Source organism: Pseudomonas sp. V88_4 (assembly GCF_029967985.1).
Taxonomy (GTDB): domain Bacteria; phylum Pseudomonadota; class Gammaproteobacteria; order Pseudomonadales; family Pseudomonadaceae; genus Aquipseudomonas; species Aquipseudomonas glycinae.
The window spans coordinates 566,582-582,297 of record NZ_JASCAF010000002.1 but is presented as its reverse complement, the minus strand read 5'-3'; the positions used below and the strand labels follow the sequence as shown (position 1 = coordinate 582,297).

Sequence of the window (15,716 nt, the reverse complement as noted above, 5' to 3'; positions counted from 1 at the left end):
AAATCGGCAATTGGGCGCAGGTCGATGCGGCGTACCGAGATCTTTGGGCTAAGCTGAATGCGCAGCCTCTGTATGCGGATTGAACTATCCGCCAGATTATTTCTCTATGTTGACATCGGTTAGCCAGTGCGGGGCATTGTAAGGTGCACGCCGCCTGATTAGACTGCGCCGAAACTCGTACACACAGCCCTTTCAAGGACTTATATGATCAAGAAATGCTTGTTCCCAGCAGCCGGTTACGGTACTCGCTTCCTCCCAGCGACGAAGGCCATGCCCAAAGAAATGCTGCCGGTGGTAAACAAGCCACTGATCCAGTACGGCGTCGAAGAAGCTCTGGATGCTGGCCTGAACGAAATCTCCATCGTGACCGGCCGTGGCAAGCGCGCCCTGGAAGACCACTTCGACATCAGCTATGAGCTGGAAAACCAGATCAAGGGCACCGACAAGGAAAAATACCTGGTCGGCATCCGCAAGCTGTTGGACGAGTGTTCCTTTTCCTACACCCGTCAGACCGAAATGAAAGGCCTGGGTCACGCAATCCTGACCGGCCGCCCACTGATCGGTGATGAGCCGTTCGCTGTGGTGTTGGCGGACGACCTGTGCGTCAACCTCGATGGCGACGGCGTACTGACCCAGATGGTCAAGCTGTACAAGCAGTTCCGCTGCTCGATCATCGCCATTCAGGAAGTTGATCCGCAAGAAACCAGCAAGTACGGCGTGATCGCTGGCGAAATGATCCGCGACGACATCTACCGCGTACACAGCATGGTCGAGAAGCCAAAGCCGGAAGACGCGCCGTCGAACCTGGCGATCATCGGTCGTTACATCCTGACCCCGGACATCTTCGACCTGATCGAACAGACCGAGCCAGGCAAGGGTGGTGAAATCCAGATCACCGACGCCTTGATGAAACAAGCCCAGAACGGCTGCGTGATGGCCTACAAGTTCAAGGGCAAGCGTTTCGACTGCGGTGGTGCTGAAGGCTACATCGAGGCAACCAACTTCTGCTTCGAGAATTTCTACAAGACTGGCAAGGCTTACTGATAGCGCCTTATCTGCTTGCACGAAAAAGCCACCTTCGGGTGGCTTTTTCATTTTCCGCCCCTATATCGGCAGGAGTGCTTGCCCAACGGACGACGGCGGGTATGCTGATCGCCTGCCGAGGAGATAGAAATGGCCTACGATTTTGACCTTTATGTGATTGGTGCCGGTTCCGGTGGTGTGCGGGCTGCGCGTTTTGCTGCCGGGTTCGGTGCGAAAGTGGCGGTGGCCGAGAGCCGTTATCTTGGCGGAACCTGCGTCAACGTCGGTTGCGTACCGAAAAAACTGTTGGTGTACGGCGCCCATTTTGCCGAAGACTTCGAGCAGTCTTCGGGTTTCGGGTGGAATCTGGGTGAAGCGGATTTCGATTGGGCCACGCTGATTGCCAACAAGGATCGCGAGATCAATCGTCTGAACGGTATTTATCGCAATCTGCTGGTCAACAGCGGTGTGACCTTGCATGAGGCTCACGCGAAAATCGTCGGTCCGCACGAGGTCGAGGTCAACGGTGAGCGATACACCGCGAAGAATATTCTGATCGCCACCGGTGGCTGGCCGCAGATTCCCGAGATTCAGGGGCATGAGCATGCAATCAGCTCGAACCAGGCGTTCTTCCTGAAAGAGCTGCCCAAGCGCGTGCTGGTCGTCGGTGGCGGTTACATTGCCGTCGAATTTGCCGGGATTTTCCATGGCCTGGGCGCGAACACGACGTTGTTGTATCGCGGGGATCTGTTCCTGCGCGGCTTCGACGGTTCGGTGCGTAACCATTTGAAGGAAGAACTGACCAAGCGCGGTATGGGTCTGCAATTCAATGCCGATATTGCCCGCGTCGACAAGCAATCGGATGGCAGCCTGAAGGCGACCCTCAAGGATGGTCGCGTACTGGAAGCGGATTGTGTGTTCTACGCCACTGGTCGACGTCCGATGCTGGACAATCTGGGGCTGGAGAACACTGATGTGCAGCTCGACGACAAGGGCTTCATAAAGGTCGATGAGCAATACCAGACCACCGAGCCATCAATCCTGGCGCTGGGCGATGTCATCGGTCGTGTGCAGCTGACGCCAGTGGCACTGGCCGAAGGCATGGCGGTGGCGCGACGTCTGTTCAAGCCTGAGCAATACCGTCCGGTGGATTACAAGATGATCCCGACGGCGGTGTTCAGTCTGCCGAACATCGGCACCGTCGGCCTGACCGAAGAAGAGGCGCGCGAAGCGGGTCACGACGTCGTGATCTACGAAAGCCGCTTCCGGCCAATGAAGCTGACCCTGACTGACTGCCAGGAGCGCACGCTGATGAAGCTGGTAGTCGATGGCAAAACCGACAAGGTGCTGGGTTGTCACATGGTCGGTCCGGATGCTGGCGAGATTGTGCAGGGGCTGGCAATCGCCTTGAAGGCTGGTGCGACCAAGCGTGACTTCGACGACACCATCGGGGTGCACCCGACGGCGGCCGAAGAGTTTGTCACCATGCGTACGCCGGTCGGCGCTTAGGTCTTTTTCGGTTCTGCTGCGTCTGGCGCTGCTGCAATGGTGGTGGCCAGGCGCAGGCTGGCTTGAACCGTGGCCAATTCCTTTTCCAGTGACTGATTAAGCTGCGACTGTTCGTCGACGTTCTGCTTGAGCGTCTGACTTTCCAGTAACGCCACGCGCAGGCGCTCCTGGAGGAGGGTGCGCTCGCTGTCGACTCGAGATGCTTGCTCCAACAGTTGATCCTGACGCTGATTGCTGTGCTTGAGCTGATCCTGCATCAGACTCAGTTCGCGTACGGTGCCGCGATTCTCGGTCAGCAGGCGTTCGTTGTCGCGGTGCAGCTGGGTGATTTCGTCCTGGCGTACCAAGGCGCTTTGCTGCGCCTGACGCAACTCCATCTGCAATTGTTGCACCTGGCTTTCATGACGGCTTTGCTCCTGCTCGCGCTGCTCCTTGATGGCATTGCGATAGTGCTCAAGCGCATCGCGGGCGTGCAGGTGCTTCTCTTCCAGCGAGCGGATCTGCTCGTCCTTGTCCTGCAGGCGCAATTCAAAATCCGCCAGTGCCTGATTCAGCCCGGCGTTGCGCGTCTGCTCGGTCTGCAGCATTGAGCGTGTATCACTCAGTGCTTCGGATTCCTTGGACAGCGCGGCAGTCTGAATGTCGTGTTTCTTCTCCAGTTGCACATGATCCTGACGAAGCTGATTCAGTTCGTCCTCCAGAGCCTGACGCTGTTGCTCGTATTGCTCGCGGGCCTGATCAATCGGCTCTTGCGCCTGTTCTTTCAGGCGTTGGGCAAGGCGCGTGACGAGCGCCAGCAGTTCGTCATCGATGGGTTCTGCCGACGGATCCGCTGGCTCGCTGCCGTCATCCAGCTCTTTTAGATAGCGATGAATCGTGGTTTTTGAGCCCGTATTGCCCAGCTCGATGCGTACTGCATCGATACTGGGGTGTTCGCCACGGGCGAGGATCGCTGCGCGCGCGATCTGGACTACTGCTTTGTTAACGCCGCCACGGGCCATATCTGCTCCTACCATTTCGTACTGTGGTACATGCCACTAAAGTACGCAGTGTACCATGTTGAAAATAAAGTGAAATAAGCGCCGATAAACGGACGGGATATACTGGTATTACCCCATGTGAAACCCATAAAATCCGTTTCTGCACGAACCCTCAGTACGCCACGAGAAAATCAGCCCATGAGCGATATTGATCGCTATCTGCAAGCCGCCACCCGCGACAACACCCGCCGTAGTTATCGCGCGGCGATCGAGCACTTCGAGTCCGGGTGGGGAGGGTTCCTGCCGGCCACAGCGGACAGCATCGCGCGGTATCTGGTGGCGCATGCGGGCGTGCTGTCGGTCAACACGCTGAAGTTGCGTCTATCGGCACTGGCGCAGTGGCACAACAGTCAGGGCTTCGCCGATCCCACCAAGTCGCCGGTGGTGCGTAAAGTGTTCAAGGGCATTCGCGCCCTGCACCCCGCGCAGGAAAAACAGGCCGAGCCACTCCAACTGCGCGATCTTGAGCAGACCGTCGCCTGGCTTGAGCAAGAAATGAAAGACGCCCGAGAAAAACAGGACCGGCCACTGCTGCTCCGAGCCTGCCGCGACCGCGCGTTGATCCTGCTGGGCTTCTGGCGCGGCTTTCGCAGTGATGAACTGTGTCGGGTGCAGATCGAGCATGTGCAGGCGCACGCCGGCAGCGGCATCACCTTGTACCTGCCGCGCAGCAAAGGCGATCGAGAAAACCTCGGGCAGACTTATCAGGCCCCGGCGCTGCTGAAGTTGTGCCCGGTGCAGGCTTATATCGAGTGGATCACCGAGGCAGCACTGGTGCGAGGACCGGTGTTTCGCGCCGTCGACCGCTGGGGCAACCTGAGCGAAGAGGGGTTGCACGCCAACAGCGTGATTCCGTTGCTGCGTCAGGCCCTGGAGCGAGCCGGGATCTCCGCCGAGCGCTACACCAGCCACTCCCTGCGTCGCGGCTTCGCAACATGGGCCCATCAAAGCGGCTGGGATCTCAAATCATTGATGAGTTACGTGGGCTGGAAGGATATGAAGTCCGCCATGCGCTATGTTGAAGCGAGCCCCTTTCACGGGATGGCCCGGATTACGGATAAGCCGCTGTCGCCGTAGATATCGTTTTCTTCTATTAATACCTTCAGCTAATAGCGAAAACAAATCAGCAGCATCAGGTTTGCCAATGAGCCATCCGTCGAGTGACTGGGTAGGATTCACCCATCGAATTCACAACCCTGACGGAGAGTCATCAATGCCTATCATCAACAGCCAAGTAAAACCGTTCAAAGCTACCGCGTTCAAAAACGGCGACTTCGTACAAGTCTCGGACGCTGACCTGAAAGGCAAATGGTCCGTAGTGTTCTTCTACCCGGCCGACTTCACTTTCGTTTGCCCAACCGAACTCGAAGACCTGGCTGACAACTACGCCGCCTTCCAGAAACTGGGCGTAGAGATCTACAGCGTTTCGACCGACACCCACTTTGCCCACGCTGCCTGGCACAACACTTCGCCAGCCATCGGCAAAATCCAGTACACCATGATTGGCGACCCGACCCAGGTCATCTCCCGCAACTTCGACGTATTGATCGAAGAAGCAGGTCTGGCAGACCGTGGCACCTTCGTGATCAACCCTGAAGGTCAGATCAAAATCGTTGAGCTGAACGACGGCGGCGTTGGCCGTGACGCTTCCGAGCTGCTGCGCAAAATCAAGGCTGCTCAATACGTCGCTGCTCACCCAGGCGAAGTTTGCCCGGCCAAATGGAAAGAAGGCGAGGCCACTCTGGCTCCGTCCCTGGACCTGGTCGGCAAGATCTAAGTCTGTGACACACGCAATGCAGGGCGGGACTCCGCACCTACTCAAGTAAGCTGCACCGCCCAATAGAAAAGCCCGGGCGAGATTCGCTCGGGCTTTTTTTCGCCTCAAATAAAGTCAGGAGATCGCCCGTATGTTGGACGCCAATCTTAAAGCCCAGTTGAAATCGTACCTGGAACGGGTCACCCAGCCGATCGAGATCGTTGCTTCACTCGACGACGGTGCGAAATCCCGTGAAATGCTCGACCTGCTGAAAGACGTTGCCAGTCTTTCGCATCAGATTACCTTGATCGACAGCGGCGACGATGCACGCAAACCGTCGTTCTCGATCAACCGCCCCGGTGCCGACATCAGCCTGCGTTTCGCCGGCATCCCGATGGGCCATGAATTCACTTCGCTGGTGCTGGCCCTGCTGCAAGTCGGCGGCCACCCTTCGAAGGCCAGTGTCGAAGTGATCGAACAGATCCGCTCGCTCAAGGGCGAGTTCAACTTCGAGACGTACTTTTCGCTGTCCTGCCAGAACTGCCCGGACGTTGTTCAGGCATTGAACCTGATGGCCGTGCTGAACCCGAATATCCGCCACGTCGCCATCGACGGCGCGCTGTTCCAGGACGAAGTCAACGATCGCAAGATCATGGCTGTGCCGAGCATTTACCTGAACGGCGAAAACTTCGGCCAGGGCCGTATGGGCCTGGAAGAAATTCTCGCCAAACTCGACACTGGCGCCATCGAGCGTCAGGCGGAGAAAATCAGCGCCAAGCAAGCCTTTGATGTGCTGGTGGTTGGCGGTGGCCCGGCCGGTGCTTCGGCGGCGATCTATGCCGCACGTAAAGGCATTCGCACCGGTGTGGCGGCCGAGCGCTTCGGCGGTCAGGTGCTGGACACCATGGCCATCGAAAACTTCATTTCCGTGCAGGAAACCGAAGGCCCGAAACTGGCGACCGCGCTGGAAGAACACGTCAAGCAGTACGACGTCGACATCATGAACCTGCAGCGCGCCGACAAGCTGATCCCGGGCAAGAATGGCGAGCTGCATGAAGTTCACTTCGCGAGCGGTGCGACCCTAAAGGCCAAGAGCGTGATTCTGGCGACCGGTGCGCGGTGGCGTGAAATGAACGTGCCGGGCGAACAGGAATACCGCAACAAAGGCGTGGCGTACTGCCCGCACTGCGACGGCCCGCTGTTCAAAGGCAAGCGTGTGGCGGTGATTGGCGGCGGTAACTCCGGCGTCGAAGCGGCCATTGACCTGGCCGGTATTGTCTCCCACGTCACCTTGCTGGAATTTGACGTACAGCTGCGCGCCGACGCCGTATTGCAACGCAAGCTGCACAGCCTGCCGAACGTCACCGTGATCACCAGCGCGCTGACCACTGAAGTCACCGGCGATGGCCAGAAGGTCAACGGTCTGCGCTACAAGGATCGCAATACTGACGAGCTGCACACTGTCGAGCTGGAAGGGATCTTCGTGCAGATCGGTCTGCTGCCCAACACCGACTGGCTCAAAGGCACCATCGAGCTGTCGCCGCGCGGCGAGATCATTGTCGACAATCGCGGTGAAACCTCGATCCCCGGCATCTTCGCCGCCGGTGACGTGACCACTGTGCCGTACAAGCAGATCGTGATTGCAGTAGGCGAGGGCGCCAAGGCTTCCCTCAGCGCTTTCGATCACCTGATTCGCACTTCGGCTCCGGCGTAAATCCCGAGCCTGAAAAAGAAAAACCCCATCAGCGATGATGGGGTTTTTTCTTTGCGGGGTGCGTTCTGCCCAGGTTCAGCTTTACAGCGGAGCTGGCTGGATGATCTCGACCCAATAGCCATCCGGATCCTTGATGAACGCCAGGCTCTTCATGCGGCCATCGGTCAGACGCTTCTGGAAATCGCAGCCAAGTTCTTCAAAGCGCGCGCAGGCAGCGACGATGTCCGGTACCGAGATGCAGATGTGGCCGAAACCGCGCGGGTCGGTGTTGCCGTTGTGGTAGGTGAAATCAGCGTCGTTCTCGGTGCCGTGGTTGTGGGTCAGTTCGAGAATGCCGGGAATCGACTTCATCCACTCGGTGCGGGCGGCGGCGTCGGTCGGGATCTGCGATTTGTCGACCAGGGCGAGGAAGTACAGGCTGAATTCCGCTTCCGGGAAATCACGCTTCTCTACCAGCGAGAAACCCAGTACGCGGGTGTAGAAATCCAGCGACTTGGTGATGTCTTTGACGCGCAGCATGGTGTGGTTGAAAACGAAGTGGCGGGTTGCGCTGTCCGGGGTGGCGGTGACGCCAGGGAAGGTGTTCAGTTCTTGCAGGCTCATGGGCCCTCCGTAACAAATTGGGGCGAGTGAATGGGCGCAATGATACGCATGCCTGGCAGCATCGCCAAACCGAAAGCGCGGGCTTGCCCTGCGAGCGGGCGGGCCTCAGACTTTACGACTCAATCCGCGAGTGCCTCTGGTAATGATCCGACCGTTCAAATCGCTGTTCGTTTTCCTGGGTTTTTCTCTGCTGGCGCTCCCGGCCTTTGCCGAGGTGCCGAGCATCACCTGGCCCGCCGGCTGGGAAGTCGAGGCGTTACCCGAAACCTCCCCGCAAGTCTCCCGTCAACGCGCGGTGAAGACTGACGCCAATGGCAATCAGGTCATGGTGATGGAGTTGACGATGACCCGTGTGGAAAGTGGTCATCAGGTCAACTTGCAAGGCGTGTTGCTTGAGATGCGCAAGTCGGTGCAGAAAGACTTTTTCCAGAGCGGTTATCAGAGTGTCTGCAACAAGGTTCACGCGAGTACGCTGGGCTCGCTGACAGCGCTTGAGACCACTTGTACGGTGACTGAAAACGGCCGTCATGTGTTGTCGCAAACATTGGTTGCAGCGGTCGAGGCGGATAAGGCCTATGTACTTTCGTATGCAGGGCAGGCGGAGGTTTATAAGGCCAGCGGCGACGACATAGTGGCTGCGCGAAACAGCTTGAAATTCTAGTCGTCTGTTCGGGGTCAGTCTGGTGTTAGATACCGGAACTGATTAAACATAAAGTTAATCTCCGGCTAACGGGGCAACATTCGGAAGCATAGTTTCAGCGCGAGAGCGATTTGAAACTCAACTTGCCCGCCACAAAAATCGTTGCATTTGTTAAATATTGTCCGAAAAAAAGCCCTGCATATGCAGGGCTTTCATGTTTGCAAGGGATTAACCGCGCAACCAGGAATCAACGGTGGCTGCACCGTATTGTTCCTTCCAGGCCTTCAGGCCGCGGTGATTGCCACCTTTGGTCTCGATCAGCTCGCCGGTGTGTGGATTCTGATAGACCTTGACCACGCGAGCGCGGCGGGTTTTAGGTGCGGCGGTCAGTTGCAGACCGGATTTCGCCGGGTTCGGATCGAGAATGGCGATGATGTCTTTCAGGCCTTTGCCGTAGGTTTTCATCAGCCCCTGGAGCTTTTCTTCGAATTCGATTTCTTTCTTGAGCCCGGCATCGTTCTTCAGCGATTCCAGCTGCTTGAGCTGTTCTTGAAGGGCCTTTTCAGCTGCACGAAATTCAGCGAGTCTGGACAATATCTTTACTCCAATAGTGTGTTTGGCTGATACCAACCGCAAACAAAGCTATAAGCCAAGAGCCTTGAAGCGACTCGGTGATAATGGCTCACCTGCCCATCTTGCAACAGGTAAGAAAAATTGTAGTAGTTAATGCGGCAAGAGTAAATCCTGACTTTTTCTTCATGTAACAACAAGGCTGTTTTGTATCAATTTGGTGCGAGCTGTCGGCGAATCAGGATTTATCCAGAGAAGTTAATGATGAGTTAATGCTTCGATGAAGTCTGCAGCCGGCATCGGTTTGCCGAAAAGGTAGCCCTGCAGAAAGTTGACATGGTGGGCGGCCAGATAATCACACTGGGCTTGCGTCTCCACACCTTCAGCCACAATGCCCAAATCCAGCTTGGTCGAGAGCTCGATGATGCTGTCCAGAATATGCCGTGACAGCGCATCTTTATCGATCATGGCGACAAATGTCTGATCGATCTTGAGGAAGTCGACATTGAAGGTTCTCAAGTAGCCAAGACTTGAATGGCCGGTGCCAAAGTCGTCGATCGCGATCTTCACGCCCATTGCACGCAGTTGCGCGAACAGTTGATGGGTAATGTCGGACGGCTCGATCAGCTCGCGTTCGGTCAGTTCCAGAACCAGGCTGATGCTGCCCGGCTGAAAAGCTGACAAAAATTCACGGCAATCCTCAACCAGCTCCAGATCGTTGCAATGGCTGGCGGTGATGTTGATGCCAATGTGGAACGGCGCGGTAAAGGTCGATGACAGCGGCCCCAGCACGACAGCCGTCTGCTGCATCAGTGCCCGGGTCATTGGTACGATCAGCCCGGAGTGTTCGGCAAACGGTATGAACAGATCCGGACGCACCAAGCCTTCCTTGGGATGGTTCCAGCGCATCAGCACTTCCGCGCCCGACCACCGTTTACTGTCACCGTGCACCACTGGTTGAAAGTACGGAATGAATTCTCCTGCCTCCAATGCCCTACGCATCTCGTGACTGGGCGACGTCGAGCGCTTCTGCAGGGTGTAGCCGATTACCCCCGATACCGCACCAAAGAACATCAGCAGGCTGAACAATGGCGGATACTCTTCTTTCATGTAACGCCAGGTTTCTCCTGGCGCAAAAGCGGCTGTTACCGAGAACGCATAGTGCGATGAGTGCAAGGTACTTTGTGCAACCGGCAGCGCGGGCAGGGCGCCTTGATGCACTTTGCCGTCGGCGCTGAGCCAGTTGTTGCCGACTTGCAGGAGCAACAGTGTGTGCCGGCCAATCAGACGCAGGATGTTGCTCAGGTGATAGCCGTCCAGCGTGGTCAGCGCGCCGCCGCGGCCTTCGCTCAGGCGATAGACCAGCAGCGCGGTGTCGGGCGTGACCGGGTTGCCGTTCATGAGCCACAATTTGCCCTGGGCGTAGTCGCCCGGATTCACGGCCTCCTTGAAGTCACCGAACAGCGAACTGCAATAGAGATTGTCGTCCCACACCAGATTGGTCGAGCGCACGAACGGGCGCCGGGTGACTTGTTCGCGTAAAGCCAGCTTGACGGTCTCGCAGGTCTGGCCGGCCAAAGGCAACAGTTCGCGGGCGGCTTGGGCGGTGTTGTCCAGCATCAATTCGAACTGACGCAGGGCTTCATCGGCGGTGTGTTGCGAACTCTGCTGAAGGGCGCGTCCGGCCTGCATATAAAGAATCACACTGCCGAGTACGATCGGCAGCAAGCCGCACAGCAAAGTCATTATTATCCGGGTGCTGCGCTTGCGGCGGGGCCTGACGGTCAGTGGCATGGGCGCTTCCTGTCGCGATGGAATAGAGCTCTGGATTGCAGCCGAAGCGTGCGCGCAGCGCCCAAGGTGTGAGCCCATGATAGATGGCCAGTGACGCCTGCGCCGCTCAACGATAATCCAGTCGTGTTGCCAGTTGAATGAATGCCCCTGTGGCGGGCGATGCCTGGCGCTGATCCAGCACCGCCAGACCGACCTGCCGGGTTATTGCGGGGGGCAATGGCCGCTTTACAAAGCGCGGATCGGGATCGAAAGGCAACGAACCTCCGGCCACTACGGTGAGCGCATCACCCTGGCGGGTGCGATCCTGTTGGGCGAACGGCTGACGCTGAGCATGTTTCTGGGCGGCGCGCTGATTCTGGCGGGCATCTGGCTGTGCAACAAACCCCTTGCAGCGGGCCGAACAAAGCGGATTTTATAGAGAGGGCAGACAACCCTATTTACGCTGTGTAGAATCGGGTTACGCATACAATAATAATCGTCTTCTGGCAGCAGAAGCCTCGCCCGCAAGAGCCTTGGGTCGACAATGAAGATATTCGGGTTTCAACTGATCTACGGTGATTTCCTCGCCCGCAGTGTGCGTGGCATCTCCTGTGCGCCACCCATCGGTCTCAGCATTACTGACAAATAACTCTGGTTAATTGATAAGAATGATGAGGCGCCAACCATGGCAGATTTATACGAAAACCCAATGGGCCTGATGGGCTTCGAGTTCATCGAGTTCGCATCGCCGACCCCTGGCACCCTGGAGCCGATCTTCGAGATCATGGGCTTCACCAAGGTCGCGACCCACCGTTCCAAGAACGTGCACCTGTACCGCCAGGGCGCGATCAACCTGATCCTCAACAACGAACCCCACAGTGTTGCTTCCTACTTCGCGGCCGAGCACGGTCCATCCGTTTGCGGCATGGCGTTCCGGGTCAAGGATTCGCAGAAGGCTTACAAACGCGCATTGGAACTCGGTGCCCAGCCAATCCACATCGAAACCGGTCCGATGGAATTGAACCTGCCGGCGATCAAAGGCATTGGCGGCGCACCGCTGTACCTGATCGACCGTTTCGGTGAAGGCAGCTCGATCTATGACATCGACTTCGTGTTCCTCGAAGGCGTTGACCGCAACCCGGTCGGTGCCGGCCTGAAGATCATCGATCACCTGACCCACAACGTGTATCGCGGTCGCATGGCCTACTGGGCGAACTTCTACGAGAAGCTGTTCAACTTCCGTGAGATCCGCTACTTCGACATCAAGGGCGAATACACCGGCCTGACCTCGAAAGCGATGACCGCGCCGGACGGCATGATCCGCATCCCGCTCAACGAAGAATCGTCGAAGGGCGCCGGGCAGATCGAAGAGTTCCTGATGCAGTTCAACGGCGAAGGCATCCAGCACGTGGCCTTCCTCACCGACGACCTGGTCAAGACCTGGGATCAGCTGAAGAAGATCGGCATGCGCTTCATGACCGCGCCGCCGGACACCTACTACGAAATGCTCGAAGGCCGCCTGCCGAACCACGGTGAGCCGGTGGATCAACTGCAATCGCGCGGCATCCTGCTCGATGGCGCATCGGACAAGGAAGACAAGCGTCTGCTGCTGCAGATCTTCTCGGAAACCCTGATGGGCCCGGTGTTCTTTGAATTCATCCAGCGCAAAGGCGACGATGGTTTCGGCGAAGGCAACTTCAAGGCATTGTTCGAATCGATCGAGCGTGACCAGGTGCGTCGTGGCGTGCTCGCTACCGAGTAATCTGCAGATGTAAAAAAGCCCGGCCTGCAATGTTGCAGGCCGGGCTTTTTATTGCGCGTCTTACGGGCGCCGTTGGCGCATCAGATGCTTGAAGCCTTCGAACACCAGCACCACCACGGCGAGCCAGATCGGGATGTAGGTCAGCCATTCACCCGGCTTGATGCTTTCGCCAAGCAGCAGCGCCACACCGAGCAGCAACACCGGCTCAACGTAACTCAACAAACCGAACAGGCTGAACGGCAGCAAGCGGCTGGCAATGATGTACACCACCAGCGCCGAGGCACTGATCAGGCCGAGCAGCGGAATCAGCCACGTCAGCGCCGGGTATTGATCGAACACGCCGAAACCCTGTTCGCCGCCGCGCACAAACCAGTACGCCACCGGCAGCATCAGCGTCATGTCGACCCACAAACCACCGAGGTTGTCGGTCTTGAGGTATTTGCGCAGCACGAAGTACAGCGGGTAACCGACGACCACCACCAGCGTCGCCCAGGAAAACCCGCCGACCTGATACAGCTCGTTCAACACGCCGAGGCTGGCAAAAAACACCGCGACTTTCTGCAAGTACGACAGGCTTTCGCCATAAGCGATGCGCCCAGTCAGCACCATGGCAAGCGGCAACAGGAAGTAGCCCAGCGACACGTCGAGGCTGTAGCCATTGAGCGGCGCCCACATGAACAGCCACAACTGCACGCCGAGCAGTGCTGACGAGAGAATCAGACCACCGATCAATTTGGGAAGCGCAGGAACCCGGCGCAGCAGTTCGAGCACGCGCCGCCATTCGCCGGACAACAACATGAACAGGGTCATGCAGGGCACGGTCAGCAGCATCCGCCAACCGAAGATTTCCACGCCGCTCAACGGGGTGAGCAACGAGGTGTAGTAATACATGACGGCAAACAGCGTCGAGGCTGTTACCGATAGAGCGATACCTTTAGACAAACTGTCCTCGCGGGGGTGATGGTCAAACGGGGAGCGAAGGATACGTGGTTTTTGTGCTGAATATTGGGCAGATGCTCAATATTTGCCACACGTCAAACAGCCTGTAGACCTTCGCCTGCTCGCGAAGCGTTCAGCCTTGCGGCGGAGCCGTCCGGAGGCACGAATCATCACTGCGCAACTTGCAAGGGATTGCCAAAGTTCATGAGGTACATCTCGCCAAACTTGTAAGAGGCGTAATCGGTGATGTGCCCTATGTCACGATAGACCGGAAAACCGTTAACCGTGTTCATGCAGGCATCATCCGTGCATTGCACGGTTTTCGGGTCAATGACAATTAATCCGGGGTACTCAGTCTTCAGGTCATTAAAGAGTGTTTCCAGCGCTGGTTCTTTGCTGCCGGACCATGGCGTAGTAGCGCAGAGGTTGCCTTGCTCGGCACTGTCCATCAACCCACGCAACTTGACATGGCGCAACAGGCACGCGTTGATCCCGGGTGGCATGGGCAGCGTGTTCTCCAGAAACACCGGGATAGCGCCTGATGCGACGATAATATCCAGGGCTTGCCGGATTGCTACGCCAAAGCGTTGTCGAGACAGTTCCAGGCTTTGAGGATCATCGCGTTTAGTGACGATGTCACCGTTCAGATAAGCCTCCCAGAACTGGCCCACAATCACATACTTGAAGTGCTTGTTTGCAATCATCTCGTAATAGCGTTGAGCGGCGTCGTGGCATTTTTGAAACAACGCGTTCTTGTATTTTTTCGCGTCGTACTGGTAGATCCCGGGCAACGCCAGGCATGCCGGGTAAGCCTGTGCGAGTACAGCAAGATTGGCGTCCCTGGCCAGCGTTTCAACGAAACCCCAGTAGTGATTCGAAAACGAATCGCCCATCAGAAATATTTGTGGCGCCGCGTGATCGACGCCCGATATGCAACCAGGATCGGCACCATCGCTGACACCAAGACATCCTTCCCGAGCAGCTGGCACGGATGCTTTCAAATCGTTGAGCATGTTGCTGTAGCCCTGATTGAAGCGGCCCGGCCAACCCTCGTGCCTGACACTGGCCGCGTGCAGCAGCGACAGGCTGATAGCGGGCAAAATCATCAGCACCACGAGCGTTTTGGCAAAACCAAATCGTGCCTTGCGGAACTTGTTTTCAATCAGCAAATAAGAGAGCCAGGCCGAGACGAAAGTGCAAACGAAGTAAATGATTGTCATCGACGGGGTTAGCGCGATTCCCATGTAATTCATCACCGCCAGGATCGGCCAGTGCCATAGATACAAGGAGTACGAGAGCGTGCCGATAAACACCATGGGTCTGAACGCGAGCAGCTTGGCGAAAATGCTTACATCACCAATCCCCTGATACAGCAACGCTGCAGTGGCGAGACACACGGCAATGGCATGGTATTGCGGGAATCCCGGCAAGATATCGTCCCGGGTGGCGCAATAGATGATCGTGACCAGAGAGAGTGCACAGACCACAGAGGCGCTCAAGCGATTGAGCCCGAACTTGCCCGTACTGAAGATGACCGCGCAAGAGCCGATCATCAATTCGAAAATCCGCGCAGCGAAGAAGTAGTAGTTTTTCTCAGGCGTGGCGTAAGACAGGTACAGCGCGAGCACCATTGCTGCCACGGTCAGGCCGAGCACCGCCGCTTTGAAAATAACTTTCGGCAGATAGCGGTTGAGCAGCCAGATGCCCAAGGGGAGTATCAGATACCACTGCCATTCGATGGCCAGAGACCAGGTGTGCAACAGCGGCAGGCTTGCCGCATCCGGTGTGGCGTAACCCGTTGTCGCTTTGGAAAAGTACTGGTTGGAGATGATTAACGAGGTGTACTTTTCGCTTTTTAAAAAATCGACGTAATCATCGGGCAAGTACAGCAGCGTCGTGAGCAACAATGTGACGATCAATAATGCAATAACGGCCGGTTGCAGTCGCCAGATCCGGCGCGTGTAGAACCCCGAGAAAGTGAACGTGTCATTGTGCAGCGACTTCATGATGATAGCGGTGGTCAAATAACCCGAAATCACGAAGAAGATATCGACGCCGATGAAGCCGGACGGGAAAAGCGCCAGTCCGCCGTGGAAGATCAACACTAGCAGAACAGCGATGGCGCGAAGTCCGTCAATGTCGGCCCGGTACGCGAGGGAAGGGCGGCGATCGCCGAAAGTTGCGGGCTCTATAGCAAAAGTGAGGGGGCGCAGATCTTTATCGCCCGTCAATTTGAACAGCAGCCCGCGCAGTGGCTTCCTGAAGAGCTCGGCGGAGCGATTGAACATGTGCTGATCCCTGGCAAATTCCGAACGATCAATCAGCTTCCGTTTGATCGCGCTTGATTCGATAAAAAACAGCCGATTGTATCGGCTGTTCAAGGTTTA

At 56.9% G+C, this 15,716-nt stretch carries 13 protein-coding genes and 2 pseudogenes; 8 read left to right on the top strand and 7 right to left on the bottom strand.

Annotated elements, in window-relative coordinates; all coding sequences use genetic code 11:
- Positions 1–204 precede the first annotated feature (204 nt).
- Entirely contained in the window at positions 205–1,044 is an 840-nt protein-coding gene (gene galU / locus QLG12_RS05185) for a UTP--glucose-1-phosphate uridylyltransferase GalU (protein WP_039768735.1), read from the top strand.
- A 129-nt stretch (positions 1,045–1,173) separates the two neighbouring features.
- Positions 1,174–2,532, top strand: coding sequence for a glutathione-disulfide reductase (gorA, locus tag QLG12_RS05180; RefSeq protein WP_282474060.1), 1,359 nt, complete (start codon positions 1,174–1,176; stop codon positions 2,530–2,532).
- Here gorA and QLG12_RS05175 read toward each other — a convergent pair.
- A complete protein-coding gene (locus tag QLG12_RS05175) occupies positions 2,529–3,533 on the bottom strand; it encodes a DNA-binding protein (RefSeq protein WP_282474059.1) in 1,005 nt (334 codons plus the stop codon). The two genes, gorA and QLG12_RS05175, sit on opposite strands and share 4 nt — an antisense overlap.
- 177 nt (positions 3,534–3,710) lie before the next feature.
- Between QLG12_RS05175 and QLG12_RS05170 the strand changes: the two genes are divergently transcribed.
- From QLG12_RS05170 to ahpF, 3 genes are all read left to right on the top strand, one after another.
- A complete protein-coding gene (locus QLG12_RS05170; RefSeq protein WP_197867857.1) occupies positions 3,711–4,649 on the top strand; it encodes a site-specific integrase in 939 nt (312 codons plus the stop codon).
- Positions 4,650–4,785: 136 nt separating this feature from the next.
- Positions 4,786–5,349 carry an alkyl hydroperoxide reductase subunit C gene (gene ahpC / locus QLG12_RS05165; RefSeq protein ID WP_007958941.1) on the top strand — a complete coding sequence of 188 codons (564 nt, stop codon included), beginning with the start codon at positions 4,786–4,788 and terminating at the stop codon, positions 5,347–5,349.
- 130 nt (positions 5,350–5,479) lie between these two features.
- Positions 5,480–7,042 carry an alkyl hydroperoxide reductase subunit F gene (ahpF, locus tag QLG12_RS05160; RefSeq protein ID WP_197867856.1) on the top strand — a complete coding sequence of 521 codons (1,563 nt, stop codon included), beginning with the start codon at positions 5,480–5,482 and terminating at the stop codon, positions 7,040–7,042.
- Between the two features lie 81 nt (positions 7,043–7,123).
- On the opposite strand, the gene gloA is transcribed toward ahpF, so the two are convergent.
- Positions 7,124–7,645 (bottom strand): lactoylglutathione lyase, encoded by a 522-nt coding sequence (gene gloA, locus QLG12_RS05155; protein ID WP_197867855.1) that lies wholly within the window; start codon positions 7,643–7,645, stop codon positions 7,124–7,126.
- Between the two features lie 142 nt (positions 7,646–7,787).
- Here gloA and QLG12_RS05150 point away from each other — a divergent pair, with 142 nt between their 5' ends.
- Positions 7,788–8,306, top strand: a complete 519-nt coding sequence (locus QLG12_RS05150) for a DUF4946 domain-containing protein (protein ID WP_197867854.1) — start codon at positions 7,788–7,790, stop codon at positions 8,304–8,306.
- A 207-nt stretch (positions 8,307–8,513) separates the two neighbouring features.
- Here QLG12_RS05150 and QLG12_RS05145 read toward each other — a convergent pair whose 3' ends face one another.
- From QLG12_RS05145 to QLG12_RS05135, 3 genes and pseudogenes are all read right to left on the bottom strand, one after another.
- Positions 8,514–8,879, bottom strand: a complete 366-nt coding sequence (locus QLG12_RS05145) for a histone-like nucleoid-structuring protein, MvaT/MvaU family (RefSeq protein WP_064381416.1) — start codon at positions 8,877–8,879, stop codon at positions 8,514–8,516.
- 234 nt (positions 8,880–9,113) lie between these two features.
- Positions 9,114–10,649 (bottom strand): EAL domain-containing protein, encoded by a 1,536-nt coding sequence (locus QLG12_RS05140; RefSeq protein ID WP_197867853.1) that lies wholly within the window; start codon positions 10,647–10,649, stop codon positions 9,114–9,116.
- Positions 10,650–10,755: 106 nt separating this feature from the next.
- Positions 10,756–10,941 (bottom strand): annotated as a pseudogene (locus QLG12_RS05135) (LysR family transcriptional regulator); the annotation flags it as partial.
- Between QLG12_RS05135 and QLG12_RS05130 the strand changes: the two are divergent.
- Positions 10,939–11,067, top strand: a pseudogene (locus tag QLG12_RS05130) (EamA/RhaT family transporter); the annotation flags it as partial. The pseudogenes QLG12_RS05135 and QLG12_RS05130 sit on opposite strands and share 3 nt — an antisense overlap.
- Positions 11,068–11,313: 246 nt before the next feature.
- Complete coding sequence (gene hppD / locus QLG12_RS05125) at positions 11,314–12,390, top strand: 4-hydroxyphenylpyruvate dioxygenase (protein ID WP_011334325.1); 1,077 nt, start codon at positions 11,314–11,316, stop codon at positions 12,388–12,390.
- 60 nt (positions 12,391–12,450) lie between these two features.
- Here the strand turns inward: hppD and rarD are convergent, their stop codons facing one another.
- Both rarD and QLG12_RS05115 read right to left on the bottom strand, forming a co-directional pair.
- Positions 12,451–13,332, bottom strand: coding sequence for an EamA family transporter RarD (rarD, locus tag QLG12_RS05120; protein ID WP_282474058.1), 882 nt, complete (start codon positions 13,330–13,332; stop codon positions 12,451–12,453).
- Positions 13,333–13,499: 167 nt separating this feature from the next.
- Positions 13,500–15,617: an acyltransferase family protein gene (locus QLG12_RS05115; RefSeq protein ID WP_282474057.1), complete on the bottom strand. Its 2,118-nt coding sequence runs from the start codon at positions 15,615–15,617 to the stop codon at positions 13,500–13,502.
- Between the last annotated feature and the right edge of the window lie 99 nt (positions 15,618–15,716).